Source organism: Limnohabitans sp., from assembly GCF_046052825.1.
In the GTDB taxonomy this organism is placed as follows: Bacteria; Pseudomonadota; Gammaproteobacteria; order Burkholderiales; family Burkholderiaceae_C; genus Limnohabitans.
The window spans coordinates 32,404-56,578 of record NZ_JAVLFP010000054.1; the positions used below are offsets into that span (position 1 = coordinate 32,404).

At 54.4% G+C, this 24,175-nt stretch carries 22 protein-coding genes; 7 read left to right on the forward strand and 15 right to left on the reverse strand.

The features are described from left to right. Positions 1 to 34: 34 nt before the first annotated feature. From ACKWJN_RS09040 to ACKWJN_RS09070, 7 genes are all read right to left on the reverse strand, one after another. On the reverse strand, positions 35 to 568 hold the full coding sequence (locus ACKWJN_RS09040; protein ID WP_408596170.1) for a VOC family protein: 534 nt from the start codon (positions 566 to 568) through the stop codon (positions 35 to 37). After that, positions 565 to 1,533: a tripartite tricarboxylate transporter substrate binding protein gene (locus ACKWJN_RS09045; RefSeq protein ID WP_408596172.1), complete on the reverse strand. Its 969-nt coding sequence runs from the start codon at positions 1,531 to 1,533 to the stop codon at positions 565 to 567. The genes ACKWJN_RS09040 and ACKWJN_RS09045 overlap by 4 nt, the downstream gene beginning before the upstream one ends. Before the next feature lie 71 nt (positions 1,534 to 1,604). Then, on the reverse strand, positions 1,605 to 2,468 hold the full coding sequence (locus tag ACKWJN_RS09050) for a fumarylacetoacetate hydrolase family protein (RefSeq protein ID WP_408596174.1): 864 nt from the start codon (positions 2,466 to 2,468) through the stop codon (positions 1,605 to 1,607). A 335-nt stretch (positions 2,469 to 2,803) separates the two neighbouring features. Continuing rightward, complete coding sequence (locus tag ACKWJN_RS09055) at positions 2,804 to 3,769, reverse strand: Bug family tripartite tricarboxylate transporter substrate binding protein (RefSeq protein WP_408596175.1); 966 nt, start codon at positions 3,767 to 3,769, stop codon at positions 2,804 to 2,806. Between the two features lie 11 nt (positions 3,770 to 3,780). After that, a complete protein-coding gene (locus tag ACKWJN_RS09060) occupies positions 3,781 to 4,767 on the reverse strand; it encodes a Bug family tripartite tricarboxylate transporter substrate binding protein (RefSeq protein WP_408596177.1) in 987 nt (328 codons plus the stop codon). 30 nt (positions 4,768 to 4,797) lie between these two features. Then, the gene (locus ACKWJN_RS09065) at positions 4,798 to 5,592 is read right to left on the reverse strand and encodes an HpcH/HpaI aldolase family protein (protein ID WP_408596179.1); all 795 of its coding nucleotides are present in this window, start codon (positions 5,590 to 5,592) and stop codon (positions 4,798 to 4,800) included. A gap of 78 nt (positions 5,593 to 5,670) precedes the next feature. Then, positions 5,671 to 6,288: a hypothetical protein gene (locus tag ACKWJN_RS09070; protein ID WP_408596181.1), complete on the reverse strand. Its 618-nt coding sequence runs from the start codon at positions 6,286 to 6,288 to the stop codon at positions 5,671 to 5,673. Between the two features lie 206 nt (positions 6,289 to 6,494). Here ACKWJN_RS09070 and ACKWJN_RS09075 point away from each other — a divergent pair, with 206 nt between their 5' ends. The 3 genes from ACKWJN_RS09075 to ACKWJN_RS09085 are packed head-to-tail and all read left to right on the forward strand — an operon-like array spanning position 6,495 to position 9,226. Then, positions 6,495 to 7,196, forward strand: coding sequence for a maleate cis-trans isomerase (locus ACKWJN_RS09075; RefSeq protein WP_408596183.1), 702 nt, complete (start codon positions 6,495 to 6,497; stop codon positions 7,194 to 7,196). A gap of 21 nt (positions 7,197 to 7,217) precedes the next feature. Continuing rightward, on the forward strand, positions 7,218 to 8,180 hold the full coding sequence (locus tag ACKWJN_RS09080; RefSeq protein WP_408596185.1) for a Bug family tripartite tricarboxylate transporter substrate binding protein: 963 nt from the start codon (positions 7,218 to 7,220) through the stop codon (positions 8,178 to 8,180). 56 nt (positions 8,181 to 8,236) lie between these two features. Continuing rightward, entirely contained in the window at positions 8,237 to 9,226 is a 990-nt protein-coding gene (locus ACKWJN_RS09085; RefSeq protein ID WP_408596187.1) for a tripartite tricarboxylate transporter substrate binding protein, read from the forward strand. Here ACKWJN_RS09085 and ACKWJN_RS09090 read toward each other — a convergent pair whose 3' ends face one another. Continuing rightward, positions 9,227 to 10,018, reverse strand: a complete 792-nt coding sequence (locus ACKWJN_RS09090) for an enoyl-CoA hydratase/isomerase family protein (RefSeq protein ID WP_408596189.1) — start codon at positions 10,016 to 10,018, stop codon at positions 9,227 to 9,229. A gap of 240 nt (positions 10,019 to 10,258) precedes the next feature. Between ACKWJN_RS09090 and ACKWJN_RS09095 the strand changes: the two genes are divergently transcribed. Continuing rightward, positions 10,259 to 10,720: a (2Fe-2S)-binding protein gene (locus ACKWJN_RS09095; RefSeq protein ID WP_408596191.1), complete on the forward strand. Its 462-nt coding sequence runs from the start codon at positions 10,259 to 10,261 to the stop codon at positions 10,718 to 10,720. Further along, positions 10,717 to 12,876: a molybdopterin cofactor-binding domain-containing protein gene (locus tag ACKWJN_RS09100; protein WP_408596192.1), complete on the forward strand. Its 2,160-nt coding sequence runs from the start codon at positions 10,717 to 10,719 to the stop codon at positions 12,874 to 12,876. Before ACKWJN_RS09095 ends, ACKWJN_RS09100 begins: the two co-directional genes overlap by 4 nt. A 91-nt stretch (positions 12,877 to 12,967) precedes the next feature. Here ACKWJN_RS09100 and ACKWJN_RS09105 read toward each other — a convergent pair whose 3' ends face one another. The 7 genes from ACKWJN_RS09105 to ACKWJN_RS09135 are packed head-to-tail and all read right to left on the reverse strand — an operon-like array spanning position 12,968 to position 21,501. Next, a complete protein-coding gene (locus tag ACKWJN_RS09105; RefSeq protein ID WP_408596194.1) occupies positions 12,968 to 13,945 on the reverse strand; it encodes an aldo/keto reductase in 978 nt (325 codons plus the stop codon). Between the two features lie 2 nt (positions 13,946 to 13,947). Next, complete coding sequence (locus ACKWJN_RS09110) at positions 13,948 to 15,717, reverse strand: hydantoinase B/oxoprolinase family protein (RefSeq protein WP_408596196.1); 1,770 nt, start codon at positions 15,715 to 15,717, stop codon at positions 13,948 to 13,950. A gap of 3 nt (positions 15,718 to 15,720) precedes the next feature. After that, positions 15,721 to 17,790 carry a hydantoinase/oxoprolinase family protein gene (locus ACKWJN_RS09115; protein ID WP_408596198.1) on the reverse strand — a complete coding sequence of 690 codons (2,070 nt, stop codon included), beginning with the start codon at positions 17,788 to 17,790 and terminating at the stop codon, positions 15,721 to 15,723. Between the two features lie 2 nt (positions 17,791 to 17,792). Next, positions 17,793 to 18,704, reverse strand: a complete 912-nt coding sequence (locus ACKWJN_RS09120; RefSeq protein WP_408596200.1) for a fumarylacetoacetate hydrolase family protein — start codon at positions 18,702 to 18,704, stop codon at positions 17,793 to 17,795. Between the two features lie 24 nt (positions 18,705 to 18,728). Then, on the reverse strand, positions 18,729 to 20,009 hold the full coding sequence (locus tag ACKWJN_RS09125) for a TRAP transporter large permease (protein WP_408596202.1): 1,281 nt from the start codon (positions 20,007 to 20,009) through the stop codon (positions 18,729 to 18,731). Then, positions 20,006 to 20,485, reverse strand: coding sequence for a TRAP transporter small permease (locus tag ACKWJN_RS09130; protein WP_408596203.1), 480 nt, complete (start codon positions 20,483 to 20,485; stop codon positions 20,006 to 20,008). The genes ACKWJN_RS09125 and ACKWJN_RS09130 overlap by 4 nt, the downstream gene beginning before the upstream one ends. Then, complete coding sequence (locus tag ACKWJN_RS09135; RefSeq protein WP_408596205.1) at positions 20,485 to 21,501, reverse strand: TRAP transporter substrate-binding protein; 1,017 nt, start codon at positions 21,499 to 21,501, stop codon at positions 20,485 to 20,487. Before ACKWJN_RS09135 ends, ACKWJN_RS09130 begins: the two co-directional genes overlap by 1 nt. Before the next feature lie 361 nt (positions 21,502 to 21,862). On the opposite strand from ACKWJN_RS09135, the gene ACKWJN_RS09140 reads away from it, so the two are divergent. Both ACKWJN_RS09140 and ACKWJN_RS09145 read left to right on the forward strand, forming a co-directional pair. Next, positions 21,863 to 22,897 (forward strand): ABC transporter substrate-binding protein, encoded by a 1,035-nt coding sequence (locus ACKWJN_RS09140; RefSeq protein WP_408596207.1) that lies wholly within the window; start codon positions 21,863 to 21,865, stop codon positions 22,895 to 22,897. A 24-nt stretch (positions 22,898 to 22,921) separates the two neighbouring features. Further along, positions 22,922 to 24,151, forward strand: coding sequence for an amidohydrolase family protein (locus ACKWJN_RS09145; RefSeq protein WP_408596209.1), 1,230 nt, complete (start codon positions 22,922 to 22,924; stop codon positions 24,149 to 24,151). Positions 24,152 to 24,175: the final 24 nt, after the last annotated feature.

Below are 24,175 nucleotides of genomic sequence, written 5' to 3' on the forward strand. Positions count from 1 at the left end.
CTCGGTGCCTTGCAGCAGTTGCGGCAATAGCCACTCACCCGCCAAAGACTTTTTCTTTCCACACCTCAACCGGCATGAAGCTTGGATCGGCGCGCACGATTTTCTCGGTGGCCGCCCAAATGTCGGCGTCTGTTTGTTCTAAGTCGAGCGGGTCGCCATGTGGCTGCGCCACGTACCAAGGCGTGTCAAAGTAGACCTCGACCGTGTTGTCTTCAGGGTCCATGAAGTAAATCGACATGGCATTGCCATGGTTCAAGCCCCGCATCTGGGTGGCCCCTTTGGCCAAGGCACGTTGGCGCGCTTCACGCAAATCGTTCAAATCATTCACCATGAAGGAGAGCTGCATGATGGTGCTGGGCGCACCCGCTGGTCTGTTTTGCGCCAAGGCCAACTGGTGGTGCTGCTTGGGGTTGGAACTCAGAAAGGCCAGCATGAAGGGGAAGGTGAAGCCTGGGCCTTTGTCGGTGAGCTTCAAGTCAAACACCGAGGTGTAAAAGTCGATCATCTTGTCGATGTCAAAACACGACACGCCTACATGCGACAGGTGGGGTTTGAAACTGGCGCTCATTGTTTGGGTACCTTTGCATCTGCGACCACTTGCGTCCACTTTTGCAGTTCAAACACCACCATGGCCTTCATTTCTTCTGGCGTGCTGCCCTTGGCTTCTCCACCCATTTCTTCGAGCCGCGCTTTGACCACGGGCGCCTGCAAGGCTTTGAGCACCTCTTGATTGAGGCGATCCACCACGCCGCGTGGCGTCCCCGCGGTGGCCAGCAACCCAGCCCATGAGCGCACGTCGTAACCCACCACGCCTTGTTCTGCCACCGTTGGCACATCGGGCAGCCCGGGCCAACGCAGGGGGCCTGTCGTTGCCAAAGCACGCAGCTTGCCTGCTTTGATGTTGGCCATCACCGCAGTGGGGGGGGCAATGACGAAGTCCACATCGTTGGACAACAAGGCGGTGATGGCGCCCGCATCGCCTCGGTAGGGAACATGCAGCAAATTGATCTTGCCCATCTTGGCCAACAACTCACCGGCCAAGTGATGGGTCGAGCCCACACCTGCCGAGCCGTAACTCAGGCCCTCCGCCGACTTCTTTGAGATGGCCAACAGATCGGCAAATGAGCGCAGCTTGGATTCGGCCGACGTCACCATCAAAAAAGGGAAATAGGTGATGGTCGAGACCATCTCGAAATCAGCCACCGTCTTGTAGGGCAGGTTGTTGTACAAAGCGCCGGCCACTGCGTGGCCACCGGTGGCCAGCAACAGGCTGTAGCCGTCAGGCTTGGCACGGGCCACCGTGGTTGCGGCAATCGTCCCACCCGCGCCAGATTGCGCCTCGATCACAAAGGGCTGGTTCAGACCTTTGCTCATTTCTGCGCTGATGGCGCGCGCGATGTTGTCTGCATTGCCCCCGGGGGCGAATCCTTGAAAAATTTTGATGGGGTGATCTGGGTACGTCTGCGACCACCCAAGCAACGGTGCGCCCCCCCACATGGCCGCACCTGCCAGCACAATGCCTCGTCTTTTCATGGCTTGTCTCCTCCGCCGTTTTGCGCATGCCCCGAAGTTCGTGCTTCGGGGTTCTGTGCGCAGTACCAGAATCAGGTTTGATCAACGATCGGGTTGCGCAAAGTACCCACGGCCTCGATCTCAACTTCGCACACATCGCCATGCTTCATGAAGCGCGGTGGCTTGCGGCTCCAACCCACCCCAGCCGGGGTGCCCGTGGCAATCACATCGCCTGGGGTCAAGGTGAAGATGGTGGAGGCATAACTGATCATCTTGGCAATGCCAAAAATCATGTGGCCGGTGTGGCTTGACTGCACCACTTCACCATTCAAACGCACTTCTAATTTGAGCTGCCGATCGGGTGCAATCTCATCGGCGGTCACCATCCAGGGGCCAAACCCACCGGTGGATTCAAAGTTCTTGCCCGACGCAATTTGCTTGGCGTGGAATTGCCACTCACGCACACTGCCGTCGTTGTAGCAAGAGTACCCGGCCACATGCGCGAAGGCTTCGCTTTCTGGAATGTCACGGCCACCTTTGCCGATGATGACGGCCAACTCGCCCTCCCAATCGAGGGACTCGGACACACGGGGTCGCACAATCGGTTGGTTGTGCGCACATTGCGAACGCCACACGCGCAAAAAGATCGGGGGCTCTTCAGACAATTCCCGGTGCATGCCCGCTGCCAAAACTTCTTGGTGATGGTCCATGTAGTTTCGAACGGCGCAAATGATTTTTTCAGGCCGTGGGATCACTGGCAAATACACCACCTCGCTGAGCTTGATGTCAGCCGCGTGTCCCACAACATCTTTGGCTGCGTTCAGGTAGGCGCCAGATCCGATGTAGTCAGCCAATGTGGCGTACTGGGGAAACACCTTTCCCAAATCCACGACCCCCTCCCCAACAACTGCACCCCAAGTTTCTCGACCTTGATTTAAAAAAGACAAAAGCTTCATTTTTTTCTCGCTGAATAAACCCAATCATTATTTGCATAAATGAAATGTTGGGCACTAGCGTTTACGCCAACTTAAAAATGCAACATGCGCGACTCATGGGTTCACCCAGACCATGTGCAAACAAGCTCCAACAAGTGTTGTTTGTTCAGCGAAAGCTGAGGCACGTTCGCATGGTCGGCGTGCTTCATCGTGTGCCCTAAAAACTGCATGTAGACATGGTGGGTGTCGAATTTCACAGTGGCGGGCTTGTCATCCTCTCACTCACTGGAAATTTCCAACAGCTGTTGCAACGCCTCGGGGCTGATGCGTTGGTGGCCAAGAGCCCAGAACTCCAATCACTCGGCTTTGACGTTGGCCGCCTTGATCACCTTGCCCCAGCGCTCATGCTCTGACTTGATGTAAGCAGAAAACTCAGCCGGCGATTTGTTGGGATGAACCGACGCACCGATGGCTGCAAAACGGTCTTGCACGTCATGGGTGTTGAGCCCCTTGTAAATGGCCGCTTGCACTTTGTGAACAATCTCAGCGGGTGTGCCAGCCGGCGCGCCCAGGCCAAACCATGGCGCGACGACCAACTCTGGGTAACCCGACTCTTTGGCGGTGGGCACGTTGGGCAGTTGAGCCGCGCGCGTGTCCGACAACACGGCCAAGGCCTTGATCCGCTCGGCTTTGAACTGCGGCATCGCCACAACCAATGAGCTTTGAAAGTCAAGCAGTGTCGACCCACCGATCAGGTCTTGTATTTGCTGCGTGGCACCTTTGTATGGCACATGGTTGAGCTTGGTGCCCGACTGCAACTGAAACAACTCAGCCGCGAGATGGGGCACCGTGCCCACGCCCGGCGTGCCATAGGCCAACTTGTCTGGATTGGCTTTGGCGTAGCGGGTCAACTCGGCCAAGGTGCTGAATGGGGCCTGGTTGTTGGCGATGACGATGGGTGTCATGGACACCATGTTGCTGATAGGCGCAAAGTCTTTGAAGGTGTCAAAAGGGGCATTGCCCAAATGCGGGGCGATGGCTACCGTGATGACCAACAGACCCAGGGTGTAGCCATCGGCGGGCGACTTGGCCAACACAGCATGGCCCAAGGTCCCATTGCCACCGGGCCTGTTTTCCACAATCACTGTTTGCTTGAATTCTTCACGCAAGATGTTGGCGGCTTCTCGCCCAACCATGTCGGTGGGGCCGCCGGCAGGAAAAGGCACGATCAGTCGAATGGGTTTGCTGGGCCAGTCTTGCGCTGGAACGACCACAGGTGCCAAGCACAAGCACGCAAGCAGAGGAAGAAAGAGTTTTTTCATGCGAGTTGGCGTCACTCAATTTTGATGTTGGCGAACTGAATCAAACCCGCTGTTTTTGCGGCTTCTTTGCGGATGAATTCTGCAAACTCTGTTGGCGTTGAAATCGCCAAATCAAAACCGTTGCTTGCCAAGAATGCATTCATCTCTGGTGTGGCAAAAATCTGTTTGATATCCGCACTTATTTTTTCAGTGATTTTGGCGGGCGTGCCAGCGGGTGCCCATAGTCCAAACCATGAATAGGTTTCAAAGCCAGGTATGGTCTCGCTCACGGTAGGCACTTGTGGCAGCAACTTTGAACGCTTGGCAGAGGTGATGGCGATCGGACGCAAATTGCCATTTTTAACCATGGGCAATGCCGCTGAGATAGCAAAAAAACCAAACGGCACGTGGCCCGCCACCACATCGGTCATGGCGGGGACTGTACTTTTGTAGGGCACCACCAACATCTGCAAACCCAAGGACTGCTTGAACTGCTCTCCAGCCAGGTGGTCGGCGCTTCCCAAGGCAGAGGTGGCAAAACCAAAAGACTCTTTTTTCTCGGCTTTAGACCGCATCAAAGACACCAACTCCTGAATGTTCTTGGCGGGCACATTGGGATTGACACTGACCACATGGGGCAAGCTGGCCAATTGAGAAATTGGTGCCAGTTGTTTGATGGGATCAAAGTCTGGCCGCTTGAACAACAAGGACGTGGCGGTGATCACCCCGTCATGGCTCATGAGCAAGGTGTACCCGTCGGGTGGCATTTTCATGACGGCTTGTGCACCAATGATGCCGGCTGCACCTGCCTTGTTGTCAACCACCACAGGCTGCCCCCACAGTTGCGACAGCATTTTGGCGACTTGCCGCGCCATCGAGTCGGTTCCGCCCCCGGTCGGGACGGGAACAATCATTTGCACAGGCCGATCTGGAAACTCTGCATGTGCCGATGTGATGAAACCACCGACGGCCCACAACCCGACCACCGAAGCTTGGACCCATAACTTGCGAATCAACATGTGTCTCCCCTTTGCAGAAAACTGAGTGCTTCAACCAATTCCGCGAGCCAACGCACGGGTGTCGTCAACCCAAGTCTTGGATTGAACCATCATGGCTCTGGCGTCTGAGGACAAGGTGATGAATCGAAAGCCTTGTTCCATCAAAGCCCCCGCGACTTGTGGACTGGTGGCATTCATGCCCGCCACCAAATGGTTTTCACGGCAAGCCTGCGCAATGGCCATGGTTCCTTGATGGATCAGGGCTTGGACTTCGGGGTTGCCGCCCCCCATCGGTGGGAACTCCCCCCGCACAGACATGGCGTAATCCACAGACCCAAAATAAATGCCGTTCAGACCCGGTACCGCAGCAATTGCATTCAAGTTGTCCATACCCATCTTGGTTTCAACCATGGCGTAAATGTTGATATTTTCATTGGCGCTCAGGTTGTAGCTGTGGCCATAAACCAGGGCTGCACGTGAGAGACGGCTCAAGCTACGCTGACCATGAGGCGGGTATTGACAGGCAGACACCAGGTCGCTGGCGTCTTTGGCCGTGTTGATCATGGCGCAGGTGATGCCCATCGCACCGGCATCCAGCAACATGCCAATCAACGCAGGGTCTACCGCTGGAATTCGAACCATGGGCACCACGCCACTGGCCTTCACCGCCTGCAAAATAGCAACGGCGGAATCGAAACCGATGGAGCCGTGCTCCATGTCAATCGTGACGGCGTCCCACCCTTGCAGCGCGTACAACTCCGCTGAATAGGGACTGGCCATCGACACATAACCATTGAGGACATAGCCCTGGCGCTCGAGTCTTTTCTTCAGCGGTTCAATGTTCATCGCGTCAACCCTGTTTGACAGATCAAGAAATTGGGCCCTTGCCAGCCATGGATTCTGGCAACAGCCCGCGTCTAGGGTTCACAACAGGCCGCTCTCTTTGAGCGCCTTGGGTGTGCGAACCATGTAAGTGTTGTCGCTGGTGTTGTAGTAGTGCCGCTTGGGTGCGTACTCGCCTCCCACCACCGTGATGACGTAGGTCTGATCGGACAACGCCTTGAAACTGTGGATGTCGCCGGGCGGCACAACCATGGTGATTTCTCCTGGGACCATCACCACATCTTCCACCACCTCCAACCGCGCAACGCCAGAAATCTGTGCATCGTCGACGCGCTGGTATACCGTGTGTTGCAAGCTTCCTGCACAGACGACCAGAGCCTCCCAGATGCCGTGGTCGTGTGCAGGTATCTGTTTGTCCTTAGGGAATTCGTCGAGCGTTAAACAAATTTGGCCGTCGTAAAAAAGATACCGGGAGTTGTCGATGTGATTGGCCTGCCGCTTGACACCAAGAGACAACAGGTCCGCTCTTTCGACCAGCGGCCTAGTGGCGGTCAATAAACCTTCACGCAATTTCTGTGCATCGAGGTCCAGCTCATAGCGGTCTATGACTTTGACCAAGGCCTGTGCACACGATCGAACCGAATCAACAGCCACGCTTTGCGTCATCTTGAAGTCCTTCAGAGGGAAAACGAAATTCATCATAGCGGCCTCCATGCATCACGTAAATGACAAGACCATCCAGCACCTGCGCAACAAGGTGCAGCGAGACATGACGCAACAAGCCAATGATTTTGACGCGGGTATCACCTGATGACTGATTCGCAGGCCCCCACAAATAATGCTTTGCGTGTTGAGGCATCTGCAATGAGTACGTCTGTATTCAAACAACTTCAAGGATCAAAGTTTTGAATTGGCAAACCAAATTGGGCATCATTGTTCCGTCGTGGAACACGGTGATGGAATACGAATTTCAACGCATGGCAGGCCCCAGCACTTCGATACATTCGCAACGCATCAAACACACGGACGATTCTGAAAAAAGCCTGTTGTGGCTCAGCACCCAGGCCCCCGATGCGGCCACTTTGTTGTCGCACGCCAAAGTGCAGGCCATCTGTCACGGTTGCACGGCCAGCGGTTTTTTAAAAACCCCCGAAGAAGATTTGGCACAAGCCCAAGAGCTTCAAGCCCTGACCGGCATTGCGTGCGTCACCTCGGCATCGTCCATCGCTGGCGCACTCAAGGCACTCTCGGCTCGCAAAATCAGCGTGGCCTCACCGTATGAGCCTTGGCTGAACGAACGGGTCAAGTTGTACCTGGAGCAAGCGGGCTTTGAGGTGCTTGCGATCAAAGGCCTGGGGACGCAAGCCCATGGGAGTATTTCGGCACCGACCATCAAAGCTCTGGCCCATGAGGTCATGCGTGATGAAACTGAGGCCTTGTTCATCAGCTGCTCCAACTTTCGCACCTTGGCATTGATTGAAGAATTGGAACAAGAAACCTCCGTCCCCGTGGTCACCAGCAACCAGGCTTCGATGTGGGGCACCTTGCGAAGCATTGGCGATCGCCGCGTCATTCCTCAAGCAGGTCGACTTTTTCATCAGGCTTAAGCCAACACTCTGGAGTTTGAAATGAAGCTACGTCACGTCTTAGCAGCCCTGGCCACCGTGTTGTGCCTGCCCTCCTTGCAGGCGCAGGATTACCCGAGCAAACCCATACGCATCGTGGTTCCTTTTCCGGCGGGCGGCACCACCGACATCATCACCCGTGCAGTGGCACAAAAACTCTCTGAAGAGTGGAAACAACCTGTGGTGGTCGACAACCGTCCAGGTGGTGGCGCCAATATCGGCGCAGACTTTGCCGTACGTTCGGCGCCTGACGGCTACACCTTGTTGATGGCTTCTACGGCCCACAGCATCAATGCCTCGCTCTACCCGAAGATGACCTACGACCCAGTGAAAGATTTCACCCCCATCACCATGGTGGCAGAAACCGCACAGGTTTTGGTGGTGCATCCATCGGTACCGGCCAACAATGTGCGAGAGCTGATCAGCTACCTCAAGACCACCTCCAACCCCGTGAGCTACAGCTCTGCGGGCAACGGCAGCCAACCCCACCTGTCTACCGAATTGTTCAAAATGATGAGCAGCACCTCCATGCTGCATGTGCCATACAAGGGGGGGCCACAGGCAATGACCGACTTGATCGCTGGACACGTTCAGGTCTCGTTGGCCACGGCACCGTCGGCCGTCCAAAACGTCAAAACAGGCAAAGTCAAAGCCTTGGGCGTGAGCACCAAGCAACGCATTCCTGCCCTGCCCGATGTCCCGACCATCAGCGAGGCGGGTTTGTCAGGCTATGAAGCCTCTGGTTATTTTGGGTTGGTTGGGCCCCCCCAAATGTCGCCAGCGCTTGTGAACAAGCTCAACGCAGCGCTGGTGAAAATTGTCCGTGAACCCGCCATGAGCAAATACCTCAGCGAACAAGGCGCAGACCCCATCACCAGCACCCCATCGGAGTACGCAGCCTTAATCAGAGACGAGGTCGAGAAATGGGGAAAGGTTGTCAAAGCAACAGGCGCACAAATTGACTGAGCATGGGTAGACATGACTTCAAACCTATATTTCATCAGTCGTTACCGGGGAATTTTTTGAATCACGCATGGATCAGCCTCAGGGCATGTCGTTGGTTGGGGGCACTGCTCTCTGTTGTATTGGCTCAGGGCGTTGCTGCGCAAGCGTTTCCCAACAAGCCCATTCGCATGGTGGTCCCATTCGCACCCGGAGGGGTTGTGGATGTGACGGCGCGTCAAATCGGCCCCAAACTCTCTGAGTTACTGGGTCAACCGGTGTTGATTGAAAATCGCAGCGGTGCAGGTGGCACCATTGCCGCTGACTTTGTGGCCAAGTCAGCACCTGATGGGCACACGCTGCTGGTGGCGTTTGATTCGCATGCCGTCAACCCGCACATTTACAAATCAGAATTGCGTTACGACACCTTCAAAGACTTGGTGCCGATTTCATTCATTGGCAGCATTCCTTTGCTGTTGGCCACCCACCTGTCATTTCCTGCCAACGACATCCATGGTTTGATCCAAGTGGCCAAGAGCAAGCCAGGAACCATCTCCTACGCCACGGTGGGGGCTGGCAGCTCGGGCCACCTGGCCGCCGAGCAGTTGAAGCTGCTGGCCAACATGGACATGCTGCATATCCCATTCAAAGGCGGCGCCCCAGCCCTGTCGGCCCTGATGGGCGAACAAGTGCAATTGATCGTCTTTGCGGCAGGCGCTGGTGTTCCACTGGTGCAAAGTGGAAAAATCAAACCCCTGGCTGTGAGCGGCAAGCGTCGCTCTTTGGCGCTACCCAACGTACCCACCCTGGCCGAAGCAAGCTACCCACAACTTGACGCTGGCGCTTGGATGGGCTTGCTCGCGCCAACCGGAACACCGCCTGCCGTGGTGGCGCGCCTGAATGCGGAGCTCGCTAAAGTTTTGAAGGACCCCGAACTGGTCAAGCGACTCGCGGATCAAGCGGTCGATTTATCCAGCAGCACGCCCGACGAATTTGGCGCATTGATCCGCTCGGAGCATGACAAGTGGGGCAAGGTGATCAAGGACGCCAAGCTCAACGTCTCGCAATGACTAGCGCCCGATGAAGTTTGGTTTTCTGTTGGCTTTGTGCGCTGCCATACCCTCGTCGACATCTTGACTCCACTCCAAGGCATGGCGCAATGCATCCGACAGTTCGCGTGCGGCGCGGGTACCGGGCTCTTGGCGCATTGCCATGATGCGCTTGGCGCCACGTGTGGCCAAAGGACCATGGTTGGCAATGGTGTGTGCCGTCTTTGCCACTTCGTCACGGAAGGTGGCTTGAGGGTATAGGCCCTGTATGAGTCCGAGTTGACTCATCTCGGCACTGTCAACTTCCCTGGCTGTGCAGATCAGTTCCAGCGCACGCGCCTTGCCAACGAGTTGGGGCAAACGAACCGGTGCACCCGCGCCCGGAAAACCGCCCCATGAGGCTTCGGGCATTTGCAGGGTGGCGTGCGAGACCGCATAGCGCAGGTCACACGCCAGGCTCAGCTCAACGGCACCGGCCATGATTTTTCCGTTGATGGCGGCGATCGTGATTTGCGGCAAAGCCTCCAATGCGTCGAACACCGCATTGGCTTTGCGGACCAGGCGCATCACATCGTCTTTGGACAAGCTTGCGCGAATGGCTGGGTTGAGCAATCCCATGGAAAAAAAGTCGTCGCCGCTACCTGTGATGACCAGCACATGGATCTCTTGATCGTCGCGCAAGGCTGCCAATCGATGTCCCACATGCTCGACCAAGTCGGGGCTGAGACGGTTCATGTCCGCAGGCCGATCTATCGTCAGATAGAGCACGTTGGACACACGGGTTGTGACAATTCCATCGATCGGTTGAAGCATGTTGGAAACCCTTCTTGGTTGGTCGCGCAAGTGCGCACAATGTCTCGCTCACATGCGGCGGTCTGCTGCGAGCTTGTCTTGCATTCGAACAAGGCTTGTATTTCAACAGACCTTGTGAAATGGCCTGTCACCTAGAGGCTAATCCAAGGTAAGAGGTGCGGGGGTGTCCGAATATCATGCGGGCAAGCATGGATTCAACTCTCAACGAGATCCTCTCCAAAAGTGAACAAGGGCAGTGACATGGATTTGACGATCAACGGTGTGCCGCGCAGCTGCGATTACCCACCCAACGCGTTCGCGGTGTTTGCACTTCGCAATGACCTTGACCTCAAGGGCGTTCGGATGGGTTGTGGAGATGGCCATTGCGGTGCTTGCACCGTCTTGGTGGATGGCGTACCCACCACCAGTTGCGACTTGCCTTTTGGCGCACTTGAGGGCAAACAGGTGACCACGCCCGAAGGTGTGGGCACTGTGGCGCAGCCCCACCCCGTACAAGCCGCCATACTTGCCGAGCAACCGGGTCAATGTGGTTTTTGTCTCAGCGGTATTTTGATGCGATCTGTGGCTTTGGTGGACAGCGGAAAACATTGGACCGAAGACGATGTCCGCGCCGCGCTTGACCATCACTTGTGCCGCTGCGGCAGTCAACCCCGCATCATCAAAGCCGTGATGACCGCGCTTGCAAAGGCGCACGCTGTATGAAACCCGTCATCCTCGCGCGTGGCTTCGCCAAAAACAGCCTGGACAAAAACCCCACCATTGGCCATTGGCTCGATTTCAGCCAACCCAACCAGGTGACTTTGAGTGTGGGCAAAGTCGACTTTGGGCAAGGTATCTCCACAGCCTTGGCTCAAATAGCGGCCGAAGAGCTCCAAGTAGATCTTCACCAAATGATTCAACGGCCAATCAACACGCAAGACAGCCCCGACGAGGGGGTGACCTCTGGCAGCTTTTCGATTGAACACTCGGGCGAAGCGGTCCGCATGGCTTGCGCGACCCTCAAGGCCATCGCCATTGAGCGCTTTTGTGCCGCTACTCAAGCAACACCCTCGTCCGTCACGGTTCAACAGGGTGTCTTGCGCTCCAGTGCCACGCCTCAGGTCATGAGCTATTGGGACTTGCAGCTTGACGATCAATCCGCGACGCCCGTGGTGCAGCATCCGCGTCAACCCACCCCTGGCGGTATGCGCTACGTGGGCACGCCCGTGCCGCGACTGGATTTGGAGAAAAAACTGTTTGGCGGCGCCAGCTTCATTCAAGACCTGGTGGTGGAAGGCATGCTGCATTGCCGTATCTTGCGAGCGCCCAACCGCGCCGGTCGCATTGACACGGTGGATGAGGCGGGGTTTCGCCTGCGGTTTCCTGAGGTTGAGCTCATCCGCGACGGCTCCTTCATCGGTGTGCTGGCCAAGCGTGAGGAACAGGCCGTGGCATCCATCGCCCATCTCGACACTCGGGTCACATGGCACATGCCAGCATCGTTGCCCGATTGTGATGACCTCCAGACGTTCTTGACTTCAGCCCCGAGCGAACAGCGCATCGTGGGTGAAGTGCAAGCCAAAGACGCGCCCCCCAGCCATTTGAAACATGTCGAATCTTGGTACCAGCGCCCCTACATTGCGCATGCCTCGATCGGGCCGTCCTGTGCGCTGGCGCAATGGCGCGACAACACGTTAGAAATTTGGTCGCACAGCCAGGGGATTTACAACCTCAAATCTGACATCGAGGTGTACCTGCGCCGTGAATTTTCTGAAGACGCGATCCCCGAAGTGGTGATCCACCATGTGGAAGGGGCTGGCTGCTACGGCCATAACCCAGCCGATGACGTGGCGTTTGACGCAGCCCTGCTGGCAAGACATGCGCAAGGTCGCCCGGTGCGTTTGCTGTGGTCGCGCGCCGCTGAATTGAGCTGTGGGCCGTCGGGCTCGGCGCACCTCGTGAAGTTGGAGGCCAACTTGGCGCCGGACGGTGCCATCCACAATTGGACTCAGACCATTTGGTCGAATGGCTACACCTCGCGCCCCGGGCGCTCTGAGCCCGGTAATTTGGCTTTTGTTGCTGCGGCTGAATTGGCCCGGCCTTTCACCACCCCCGTGTCGCTGGATCCGCCGATGTCGGCAGGCGGCGGCGGGGACCGTAACGCGCTGCCCTTGTACGACTTGCCGGACTACAAGGTCGTTTACAACCGCTTGCTAGAAATGCCCATCCGCACATCGGCCATTCGTGCCCTGGGCGGATTCACCAACGTGTGGGCCATCGAGTGTTTCATGGACGAGTTGGCCCACTCGCTGAAACAAGACCCGGTCGACTTTAGGATCAGGCACTTGAGCGATCCGAGGGCTTTGGCCGTGATTCGACTCGCGATCGATCAAGCACCTTGGTGGCACGACCGGTCAGAAGATGTGGAAGGTGTAGGCCGAGGCTTTGCCTATGCCCGTTACAAAAACACAGGCGCATGGTGCGCTGTTGCGGTGCGTATCTTGGCGGGCACGTCGGTGCGCGTGACCGACATTTCGGTGGCTGCCGACGTTGGCCTGATCATCAACCCCGATGGCGTGAAAAGTCAGCTTGAAGGTGGTGCTGTTCAAAGCTGCAGTTGGACCTTGAAAGAGGAACTGAAGTTCAACCGCCAAGCCATCACCACGCGCAGTTGGGAAGACTATCCCATTTTGATGTTCTCCGAAGCGCCGGTGGTGACGGTTGGGCTGATCGATCAGCCCAACGAACCGTCTGTTGGCGCGGGTGAAGCCACCCAAGGCCCCACCGCAGCTGCCATAGGGAACGCGGTTCACGATGCATTGGGCATTCGGGTGAGGCAACTGCCCCTCAACATGAAGAATATGTTGGCGAACCTCTGAGATACCCCATTGTTACCAGTGCAATCTGACTTGCGTGGGTACGCGGCGCCACCGCGCGGCTTGGCAGGCTTGGGGTCTTGAGATCTTTAGGTCAGCGGTCAATGTGATTCAAGTTCATCGCAGGATATCGTTCACCTTGGGTGGCGCCGATGGGCGCGATGCTGTCTAAAGCGGCGATGTCCGATGAAGTCAACACAAGGTCTGCAGCTGCGATGTTTTCTTTGACGCGTTGGATGCTTTTCGTGCCCGGGATGGGGACGATGTCTTGGCCTTTGCTCAAGACCCACGCAATTGCCAACTGTGCAGCTGTCACGCCTTTTTGAGCCGCCATCGCTTGTACAGACTGCGCGATGTGGGCGTTTTTCTTGATGTTTTCCGCATTGAACCTGGGATGATTTTTGCGGGTGTCTTTGTCATCCAAGTTCTCGGTGGTGGTGACCGTTCCGGTTAAAAAGCCACGCCCCAAAGGGCTGTAGGCCAAGTAACCAATGCCCAGTTCATGGCATGCAGGCAAGATATCGCGTTCGTCTTGCCGACTCCAAATCGACAACTCAGACTGAACTGCCGTGATGGGGTGCACACGATGTGCTTTTCTCAAGTTGGCGACAGAGACCTCTGACAAGCCCAAGTAGCGGACCTTGCCTGCTTTGACCAAATCGGCCATCGCGCCAACGGTCTCCTCTATTGGAACGGTTTTGTCCACGCGGTGTTGGAAATACAAGTCAATGCAATCGACGTTGAGCCTTTTGAGTGAAGCTTCGCAGGCCTGCTTGACGTATTCAGGCGTGCCGCAAATGGTGGTGCCCTCGGGCTTTCGGATTTGGCCGAACTTGGTGACCAGGGTCACGCGGTCTCGGATGCCAGACAGCGCGCGACCCACCACGGTTTCGTTGTGACCATTGCCATAGGCATCGGACGAATCCAGCAAGGTAACGCCCAGGTCGACAACTTCGTGGATCAGTCGAATCGAGGCTTCGTCATCGACCGGGCCGTAAATACCACTTAAACCCATGCAGCCGTAACCCACTTCAGGCACAAGCAATTGGGCGCCGAGCGTTCTTGTTTTCATGTTCATTTCCCTTTGGATTTGCTTTTCATTTTTTGGCGCAATGCCAAGGTTGTGGATGCATTGACACGCAAGGTCTTGGCATTCACATCCACACCGTAATTCTTTTTGGCGGAATCTACCGAAATAAAACCCAGTTGAACGTCCTCGGCCACTTTGTCAGCAGGCCTTTGCAATGGATCCCCAAAGCCGCCACCGCCCCCTGTTCTGAAGAAGAGCAGATCGTCCTTGTTCAGTTTCAAGCCCGTGACTTTGCTGTAGGTTTCGATCTTGTTTGTCTTGGCACGTTTGATGGATATCTCGCCGCTGTAGGCACTCTTGCCCCCCTTCAAACCCCACGGTGGACATTTTGAACGTTCACTCAGACCATTGAACACACCGTTGTCGAGCACGCGGTAGACCCGCTCCATGCCCAGCCCACCTCTGAACTTGCCGGGTCCACCCGAGTCCCGCCTGAGGCCATATTGAACAATCATCAATGGATAGCGGGTTTCCAAAACTTCGACTGGAATGTTGAAGGTGTCGCCATGGCCAATCGTGAATGTGGCACTGGGGCCATCGCCGTTGGGCCTGGCACCCCAGCCACCGGCGACTGGCTCAATGTTGGTGAATGGACGTTTGGTTCTCGGATCCCAGCCCGTCATCAACATGGCGGAGATGTCGCTGTAGTGGCCCGCAGGGATCCTTTCAGGAATCGCTTTGGACATCGCCAACAAAATCGTATCGATCAAAGTCAACAAAGGGGTTTGCCACCAAGACATGGGCGCTGGCTCTTGCGCGCTGACCAAGGTGCCAGGCGGCAAGATGACATCCAGCGGTTTAAAGCAGCCATCGTTGGCCATGACGTCAGAAGCCACCAAGTATTTCAAAGCCAATCGGGCGGCACTTCGTCCAGCGGCAGCACCGGAGTTGATAGGGCCCCTGACCTGGGGGCTCATGCGACTCAGGTCAATGGTCATCTTTTCGCCTTTGATGATGACCTTGACCCGAATGGGCACAGGCACACCCAAGTCCACACCATCGTCATCCAGAAAAGACTCGGCACTGTAGGTACCGTCTGGGATGTGTTTGATCCGAGCGCGTACGATGCGTTCAGCCTGGGCCCAGCCCTCCTCAATGGCTTGGCGAACCGCTTGAGGCCCATAGTTTTGATACAAATCATGCATTCTTCGCTCAGCCATGCGGCAAGCACCGATTTGCGCGTGCAAATCACCGAAGGAGGATTCGGGCTGGCGAATGTTGTGCGTCAATATTCTGAAAAGGTCTTGATCGGCCACGCCTTTTTTGTACATCTTCACAGAGCGAATTTGGAGACCTTCTTCAAAAGAAGAGACCGAGTTGGTCAAGAATCCGCCCGCCAAGCGCCCACCGATGTCCGTCCAGTGGGCCCGTGTGGCCGCGAAACCAACCAACCCTTTGTCAAAGAACACGGGGGTGTAGACCACCACGTTGTTCAAGTGCTGGCCACAGGTGCCTGTGTGGTTGGTGACGATCACATCGCCTTCGTCAAAACCATTGGGGCCATAGATATCAATACCGTCTTGAATGGCGGCGTCGAGGTCACCCACAAAGAGCGGCAGCCCACCAGGGGCTTGGGCCACCAACTTACCTTGGGCATCCAATAGGCCCGTGCAAAAGTCTTGCACTTCATACACGATGGTGTTGTGCGCGGTTCGGGCTAGATTGATGGTGATTTCCTCTGCAATGGCCGCCAGTGCGTTGTTGACCACTTCAATCGTGATGGGGTCGACTTTGTCGATTTTATTTTGTCGCATGGGTTAAGCCTCTCCGTCGCCATTGAGGATGACCAAGCATCCGTATTGATTGAGCATTCCTTTGTCGCCGGGAAATAGCACCGTGGTCGAGGCGTATTCTTCGACCACAGCGGGCCCCATGAATTCAAAGTTCTCTTTCAACTCGGCGCGTTGGTAAACTGGACATGACAGCATGCCGACTTTGGGAAAATAAATCTCGCGGCTCTTTTGCGTGCTCAGTGCTGGGATGCGTTTGTCTCTTAAGCTTTCGAAGTCCGGCTTGGAGACTGGACCAATGGCCGTGACCCGAAGGTTGACCATCTGCGCGGATTGGTCGGGTGCTGCATGCCCGTAACGCACCTCGTACATTTCATCAAATTTCTCTCGGATGGCGTCAATGTCTTTGACGGCGCTCAGTTTGTGGGGCACGTTCACCCGAACGGTGTACTCCTGACCCAAATAGCGCACGTCCAAAGTTCGGATCAGTTGAATCGAATGGGTCTCATAACCTTCTTTGACCAGGCTTTGTCGGCCCTCATTTTCAAGTTTGACAAAGTTGTCTTCGAGACTTTTCACCGTGACCGTAGAAAAGTCTTGGATATGAGTTTGCACAAAGTCTTGACGCAAGTCGGTCAGCAACATGCCCAGTGCCGAGAAATGTCCGGGTTGAGGCGGAATGATCACGCGTGGCACATGGAGCTCGCGGGCAATGGCCATCGCATGCAATGGACCTGCCCCACCAAAGGCAACCATGGCAAATTTCCTGGGGTCGTAGCCGCGCTGCATGGTGATCGCCCGTACAGCGAAGGACATCTTGACGTCTGCGAGCTTGAGAATGCCCAGTGCTGCATCCAACACGGTCATGCCCAGGGGCTTGGCCACTTTTTTTTCGATCGCCTTGTAGGCTTTGTCGTAATCGAGGTCAAACTCACCGCCTAAAAACCGTTTGGCATTCAAACGACCTGTCACCAAATTGGCGTCGGTGACGGTGGGCTCTTGCCCGCCGAGGTTGTAGCAAGCGGGGCCCGGCAAAGAGCCAGCGCTTTTGGGTCCGACCTTGAGGGCGCCCCCTTCATCGATCCAAGCAATGCTGCCGCCACCCGCACCAACTTCGATGATGTCCACCACGGGCAGTCGCATCACATACCCCTGCTGGTAACCGCCAATGTAGTATTGGTCGGTCATTTTGGGCAGGCCCTGCTCGACCAAACAGGTCTTTGCGGTGGTCCCCCCCATGTCGAACGCGATGACATCCGGGTCGCCAATCAACTTGCCCAACTCGGCAGCACCAATGATGCCCCCTGCAGGCCCTGACTCCATCATGGCCACAGGCACCTTGGCTGCACGCTCGGAGGTCATCACGCCCCCGTTGGACTGCATGATCATGAAGCGGCCAGAAAACTTTTTCTGTTTGAGCTGCCCTTCCAAGGCCTTCAAATAGGTGGTGACTTGGAGGCCGACATACGCATTCAAGACCGTCGTGGACGTTCTTTCAAACTCGCGGTACTCGCGCAGGATCTCATGCGAGAGCGTGATGAACAATTCTGGAAAGGCCTTACGCAGCGCCTTGCCTATCAATTTTTCGTGCGCCGCATTTGCATAGGAATGCATGAAGCACACCGCAATGGCCTCTACATGGGCGGCCTTGATGATCTTGACAATGCGCTGGATCTCAGCTTCTAGCAAGGGCGTGTAGACCTTGCCCTGCGCTGTCATACGCTCTTGGACTGCAAAGCATAAATTGGCCGGCACCAGTGGGGCGGGCTTTTCAAAAAACAAGTTGTAGGTGTCGGGTCGATTGGCACGGCCCACCTGATACAAGTCTTTGAAGCCCTGGGTCGTGATCAATGCTGTTTTTGATCCATTTTTTTGGATGACAGCGTTGATGGCCACTGTCGAGCCATGCACAAAATGATCAAGCCGCGAGAGATCAACCTCTCCCTTCGTGAAGCAAGACAGCACCGCGTCTTGCAGCGCCAAGGGCGTGGTCAGTGATTTTTCAAAGCGTACGCTTTTGGTCTCGGAATCGTAAGAGGCTAAGTCGGTGAATGTTCCGCCAATGTCAATGGCAGAACGGATATTTTTTTTTGCCATTCTTATTTTCCACTCACAACTTTGTTGGAAATCGTGCCCACGCCTTCGATCTCACATGTGACCACCTCGCCCACCTGCAAAAAGCGCTGAGGATTCATGAAGAAGGCCACACCCGCTGGCGACCCCGTTTGGATGATGTCACCTGGGTATAGCGTCATGTGATGGCTGATGTAAGACACCAGGGCTTCAATGCCGTAAATCAAGTCATCGGTGTCGCTCGACTGCCGAACCTCTCCATTGACTTTGGTGACCAAACCGAAGGGCTTGCCCCATTCATACTCATCCACTGTGACCATGGCTGGGCCCATGGGAGCAAAGGTGTTGAAACTCTTGCCTAAATAATGGACTCGAAAAAATGTGTTGGACTCGTACTCGGCCAACTGCACATCGCGTGCTGACACATCGTTGGTGGTGGTGAAGCCTGCAATGTGATGCTTGACCTCAGACTCACTGATGTGATCGGTCACCTTGCCGATGATCACCCCCAACTCAACTTCGTAATCTAATTTTGTGGTCTGCTTGGGCAAGATCAAATCGTCGTAGGGGCCGCAAATCGCGTTCGTGCCTTTGGCCAACACCATGGGTTGCTTCGGTGGATCGATTTTTCCAAGCAAAGGCTTGGCCTCTGCCAAGTGGCTGTAAGTGTTTGCGCCCGCAATCATCAGCTTGCGAGGGCAAGGAACAGGCGAGCCAAGCCTGACCGAATGCAAGGCAATCGGGGGCGTTGAAGAAGTCAATGGGGCCAATTTGTCCAACATGCTTCTCCACGTCGGAATTTCTAGAAACAGGCGCATGTCGTGTACTGCAGGCCCTGCGCCTGACTTGGCCATCAATTGCTCAAGATCGAATATGTTTTCACCTTGGAGCACGCCGGCTCTTTCTTGGCCCAAGGGGCCATAACTGACAAGCTTCATGGGAAAAACTCCTAAATTTGAAATTTACAAGCCAAAGTGATGTGGCAAGAACAAGATGATGGGGGGGAAAAGAATCATGGCCAATAAGCAAAGCATCAAAATGCCCAAATACGGCATCATGGCTTTGGAGACATCACCCAAGGGAGTTTTGGTGATGGAGCACACCACCAACACCAAGATGCCAATGGGGGGAACCACCAACCCAACGCCCAATGAAGCAACGCTCATCAGGGCAAAGTGCAAGGTGTCAATGCCTAAGGTTTTGGCCACAGGCAACAAGATGGGCACAAACAGCAGCAATGCAGGGATGCCATCAAGAATGGCCCCAAAGAACAGAAACACCAAATTGGCCGCAATCAAAAATACCAAGGGATTGCTGGAAAACCCCGTGATGAACTCAGCCACTTGATCGGGCACGCCACCAAAAGACAAAATGGCACTGAAGGCTGATGCAGCCCCCAAGATCAGGCCAATTGCTCCGGTGGTGATGGCGGTGTCAATCAACAAGGTATAGAGCAACTTGAAACTCATCTCGCGATAGATGAAGGTTGCCACAAACAAGGCATACACCACGGCCACCGCCGCTGCTTCTGTGGGAGAGAAGACGCCACCCAAAATGCCACCAAAAATGATGATGGGCAAGAGCAAGGGAAACATGGCACCCTTGAATGAACTCAAGATCTCTTGCCGGGTGGCTTTTTTCTCACCTGGCGGCAAAGAGCCATTCTTGGACTGAAAGTACACCGAGACCATCAAGGCGATGGCCATCAGGAAACCTGGAATAAAGCCGGCCACAAACAAAGCCGAGACGGATACCCCCGCCAAGGCGCCCAAAACGACCATGGTCAAACACGGTGGAATCAAAATACCCATGGCGCATGCCGCTGAAATCAAGGCCACGGCTTTGGCGGGGTCGTAGCCTGCTTTCTTTAGGGTCGGGAACATGATGGAACCAATGGCGGATGCGTCTGACAGTGATGCACCCGATATTCCCGAAAAGAAAATCTCAGAAACAATGACCACCTGACCCATGCCACCTTTCAAATGGCCCACCAGTGATTTAGCAAATCCCACCAAGCGGACCGAGATTGCCGAACGCTCCATGATGGAGCCCGCCAAGATAAACAGTGGGATGGCCAAATAGGTAAAGTTGTCAATGCCTGAACCCAAGCGCTGGGCAATGAGGGGCAACGGGAGTGAGTCGCCGGCAAGCACAGCAATGACCGAAGCAATGATCATTGAAAAAGCAATGGGCACGCCCACCAAGATGCAGACGAGAAAACCAACACATAAAGAAATAATCATGCGGATCTCTGGGAGGGTGTTGAAAATCGTTCCAACAATTCTTCGATCGAAAACAACACCATGATCACAGCGCTGATCATCGTCACCACATAAATGGTGGCCTGACTGAATGGCAAGGTGGTGTAAGTTGAATGCCAGGCCTGCTTGGCCATGATGATGGCCAAATAGACGATCAGGCCAGAGGTGATGGCCACCACCACAATCGCAATGGGTTGCAAGGTTTTGGACAATTTTGGCCAGATATCTTGGACCATCAAACCCAAACCAAAATGCAAGCCTTTGCGCAGTGCAATCGTGGCACCGGTAAAGCTGGTCAGTTGAAATAAGAAAATACTTAGTTCATTGAGCCAGGTGATGGGGAAGTGAAAAACAAAGCGGCAGGCCACATCCAGAATAATCAGAAATGTGAATGATCCAACCGCTAAGGCACAAACAAAGCCCAAGAAATGCTCAAGGGCGTCACACAGAGATTTCATCAGTAATCTACCGCTTTCAGGACCTTTTCAACATATTCCTTTCCGATTCGCGATTTGAACTGCTCGATCACGGGTGCGCTGGCTTTCTTGAAAGCTGGCAAGTCAGGTTTGACAATGGTCACAGACTTATCGGCCAAGACCTTAGCGGTGACAGTTTGCTGCTGTTGCGATTGACGGGGGTCAACTGCGGCATAAAACTCATCGTTTGCTTTTCTGTAATTGGTTTGCACCACTTGCTCGATCAAATCTTGCACAATCTTGGGCTGTTTATTCCACCAAGCCAAGTTGGTCAACACCATACCGGGCGTCCCGTTGTGGGCGGTTTCGGTATAAAACTTGGCAACTTCATTGAATTTAAACGCGGTGGCCAATTCGATGGACAACTCGGAACCATCAAGCACGCCTTGCTGCAAGCTTGTATAGACCTCTTGAATATTCATCACCACAGGCTGACCTGAAAATGATTTGATGATTTCAACCACGACGGGGTCTGGAATAGATCGGATTTTTAAACCACTGAAATCTGCTGGCGTAGCCAATGGCTTTTTAGAAATAAACCCACGACCACCTGCAGAACACCAAGAAACAAACTTGACACCAAAGGGTTCAATCTTGTCACCCAGCTCTTTGCCCATCGGACCATAGGCAAATTTCTGCCAAGTGTCGCGGTCCTTGAACAAATAAGGCATGGCCCAAATCATGTGCTCTTTGACGCTGCCTTGGGTATATGCAGGCGTGTTGACCGCCATTTGCACAGCACCGAGTTGCAGAGATTCAAGGGCGTCTTTGGGTGTGCCCATTTTGTTGTCGGTAATGATGTCGACCTTGATTTTTCCAGCAGTACGCTTTTCTATTTCTTCTTTGAAAGCAGCGATACCTTGGTAGTAACCAAAATTCCTATTTAATAGATCGCCGAATTTAATGGTCATCGCAGGATATTCTTGCGCATGCCCAATGGAGTTGAGAAATAAAGCGCAACCTAAAGCTAGGGTTAGCTTTATTGACTTAGTAATCATTTTTGTCTCCCTTTTGATAATTTCTATAAAATTTATTTGATGCTGTAGCAAAGACAGGGTCAACAGTGAAAACCCTAAATTACAAATTACAAATGAAGAATGAAGCCATGTGTGAGCAAGCTAGTTGCCCGATTGAGCTGCTTGTATTTTTTTATTTCAAGCTTATGCAGCTTCTGGCACGCAGCGTGCATACGTCAAAGACATGACGTGTGGCGGCAGTTTGTATGACGCCGTTGCGCTCTAAATGTGTGCATATGGATGCACGCTTGAAGTGCATTGGGTTCCATGCGGTGCGAACTGGGTCGACCGCTGAATTGCAGTGTTTGGGTTAGTTGAAAACCACCACCAAGAGAGATATGAAATGAAACGATCGTTGGGTATTTTTTTCGGACTTGGCGCGTTAGCACTTTCATTTGCAATGACTGTGTCTGCGCAAGAGCAAACCAAAATCAAGTTCACACTTGATTGGAAAATTCAAGGTGTTCACGCATGGTTTTATTGGGCTCACGACAAAGGTTACTTTAAGAACCAAAATTTGGATGTCACCATTGACCAAGGCGATGGTTCTGCGGCCGCTGTATCGCGCGTGATGTCTGGCACTTATCAGGCTGGGGTCGGCGATATGAATGCCATCATTCAGAGTTCTGCGACGCGTCCAACGGAAGCACCTGTCATGGTTTACATGATTTATAACCATGCGCCTTTTGCGCTGATCACCAAAGCAGACAGTTCGATCAAATCCATCAAAGACCTTGAAGGCAAGACCCTTGGTTCCCCCGCGGGTGGGGCGGCTTTTAAATTATTCACAGCACTGGCCAAGAAGAACGGCATCGATGACAAAAAAGTCACGTGGATGAATATGGCGCCCAATTTACAAGAACAGTTCTTGATACGAGGCCAGGTCGATGCGTCTGCCGTTTTTTCAGCCACCTCGTACATGAACTTAGTGTCACAGGGCATCGATCCAGACAAAGATATTCGTTGGATTTTTTACAACGACAACGGCCTAGACCTCTACAGCAATGGCGTGCTGGTATCTGCCAAGCTGCTGAAAGAGAAACCAGCAGCGGTCAAAGGACTGGTCTCGGCCATCAATCGCGCAATGAAGGAGTGCATTGCACAGCCAGATCCCTGCATTGAAAACCTTGCTAAAAACGAGCCATTGATCAACAAAGAGATTGAAAAACGCCGATTGATTTATGTGCTCAAGAGCAGCGTGATTTCTCCAGAATCGTCAGAGATCGGTTTGGGCGATGTCAAAGACGCTCGCATGGCGCGGGCGATTTCACAAATTGTTGACAGTTATGAGTTGAGTCGCACCCCCACACCGGCCGAGGTGTTTGACCGAAGCTTTTTGCCGCCTAAAGCTGAGCGCTTAGTCAAGCCGTCCTTTTAAACACACGCAACCGCCAGCATGGCCATGAACTCAAACTGGGCGATCAGAAATGCAAGCATTCCTGGGCAAGACGGACGATGGTGCATTTCCATCTCGGCGGGCCTGATTGACAACGTGTCGCCGGATGTCCCCGGTTGGCGCGATGACCGTGGGAGCATGGTCTTTGATGCCCAGGGGCGGCTTGTGTCAACAGGTTTTGTGGACCCCCATGTTCACCTAGACAAAGTGTTGACTCAGGATCGTTCGGCCAATGCCGGACTGTCCTTTGATCTGGAAACCTCCATCCGTGCTGTGCGTGAGCTCAAAAAAGCCTTTTCGCTGGAAGATGTGGCACACAGGGCGCAGAGAGCGCTCACGATGGGATTGGCGCATGGCACCACCACGGCCCGAACGCACTGTGAGGTCGACCGGTATGTCGAGCAACGGGCTGTTCAAGGGGTTCAAGCCGCAGCGGGTTTGATGAGTGGCCAGGTTGATTTGCAAGTGATTGCATTTCCGCAGGAAGGTTGGTTTGAGACGCCGGGTAGTTTGGAGGATGGTGCGGGCATCTTTGTAGAAACAGCCATCAAAGATGGACTCAAAATCGTAGGCGGGAACATCAATGCTTGCTTGTGGCCGTCTGACCCCCAGAGGCAAGTGGACGAAACGTTTGCGCTTGCCATGCGGCACAACTGCGACATTGACTACCACCTAGACAATTGGGATGGGGCACAGGCGTTTACCTTGCCGTATGTGGCACAAAAAACCATCCGTCACGGTTGGCAAGGGCGTGTGGCGGTGTCCCATATTGCGTCTTTATCGCATGTCAGTCCGGCCAGGGCTGCCGACACCATCGATCTGATGTTGCAAGCGGATATTCAGGTGTGTGTTTTGCCCACTCGCATCCGTTTAACCAGGGTGCTTGAGTTGATGGAGGCTGGCGTGAATGTGTCGTGTGGCACAGACAACATGCAGGACCCATTTGTGCGGTTTGGCGATGCAGACCCCCTCAAGGCCATGCTGTTGTTGGCGCAGCTCACCAAGCAGCTCAATGACAAAGCTCTTGAAAAAATTTGGCAGATGATGACGATCAATTCAGCGCGCATGCTGCGATTAGCCAACTACGGTCTGCGTTCCGGTGGCGCAGCTGACCTTGTGGTGTTTGACACCGACTCGGTACCGAAAGCCATTCTTTTGCAAGCGCCCAAACTTGCCGTGATTAAAAATGGTGTTCAGGTTCATGGACCGCTACAGGTCGGTCCAACCGTCAACTGATGACCGGCGTTGAGCAGTCGCTGC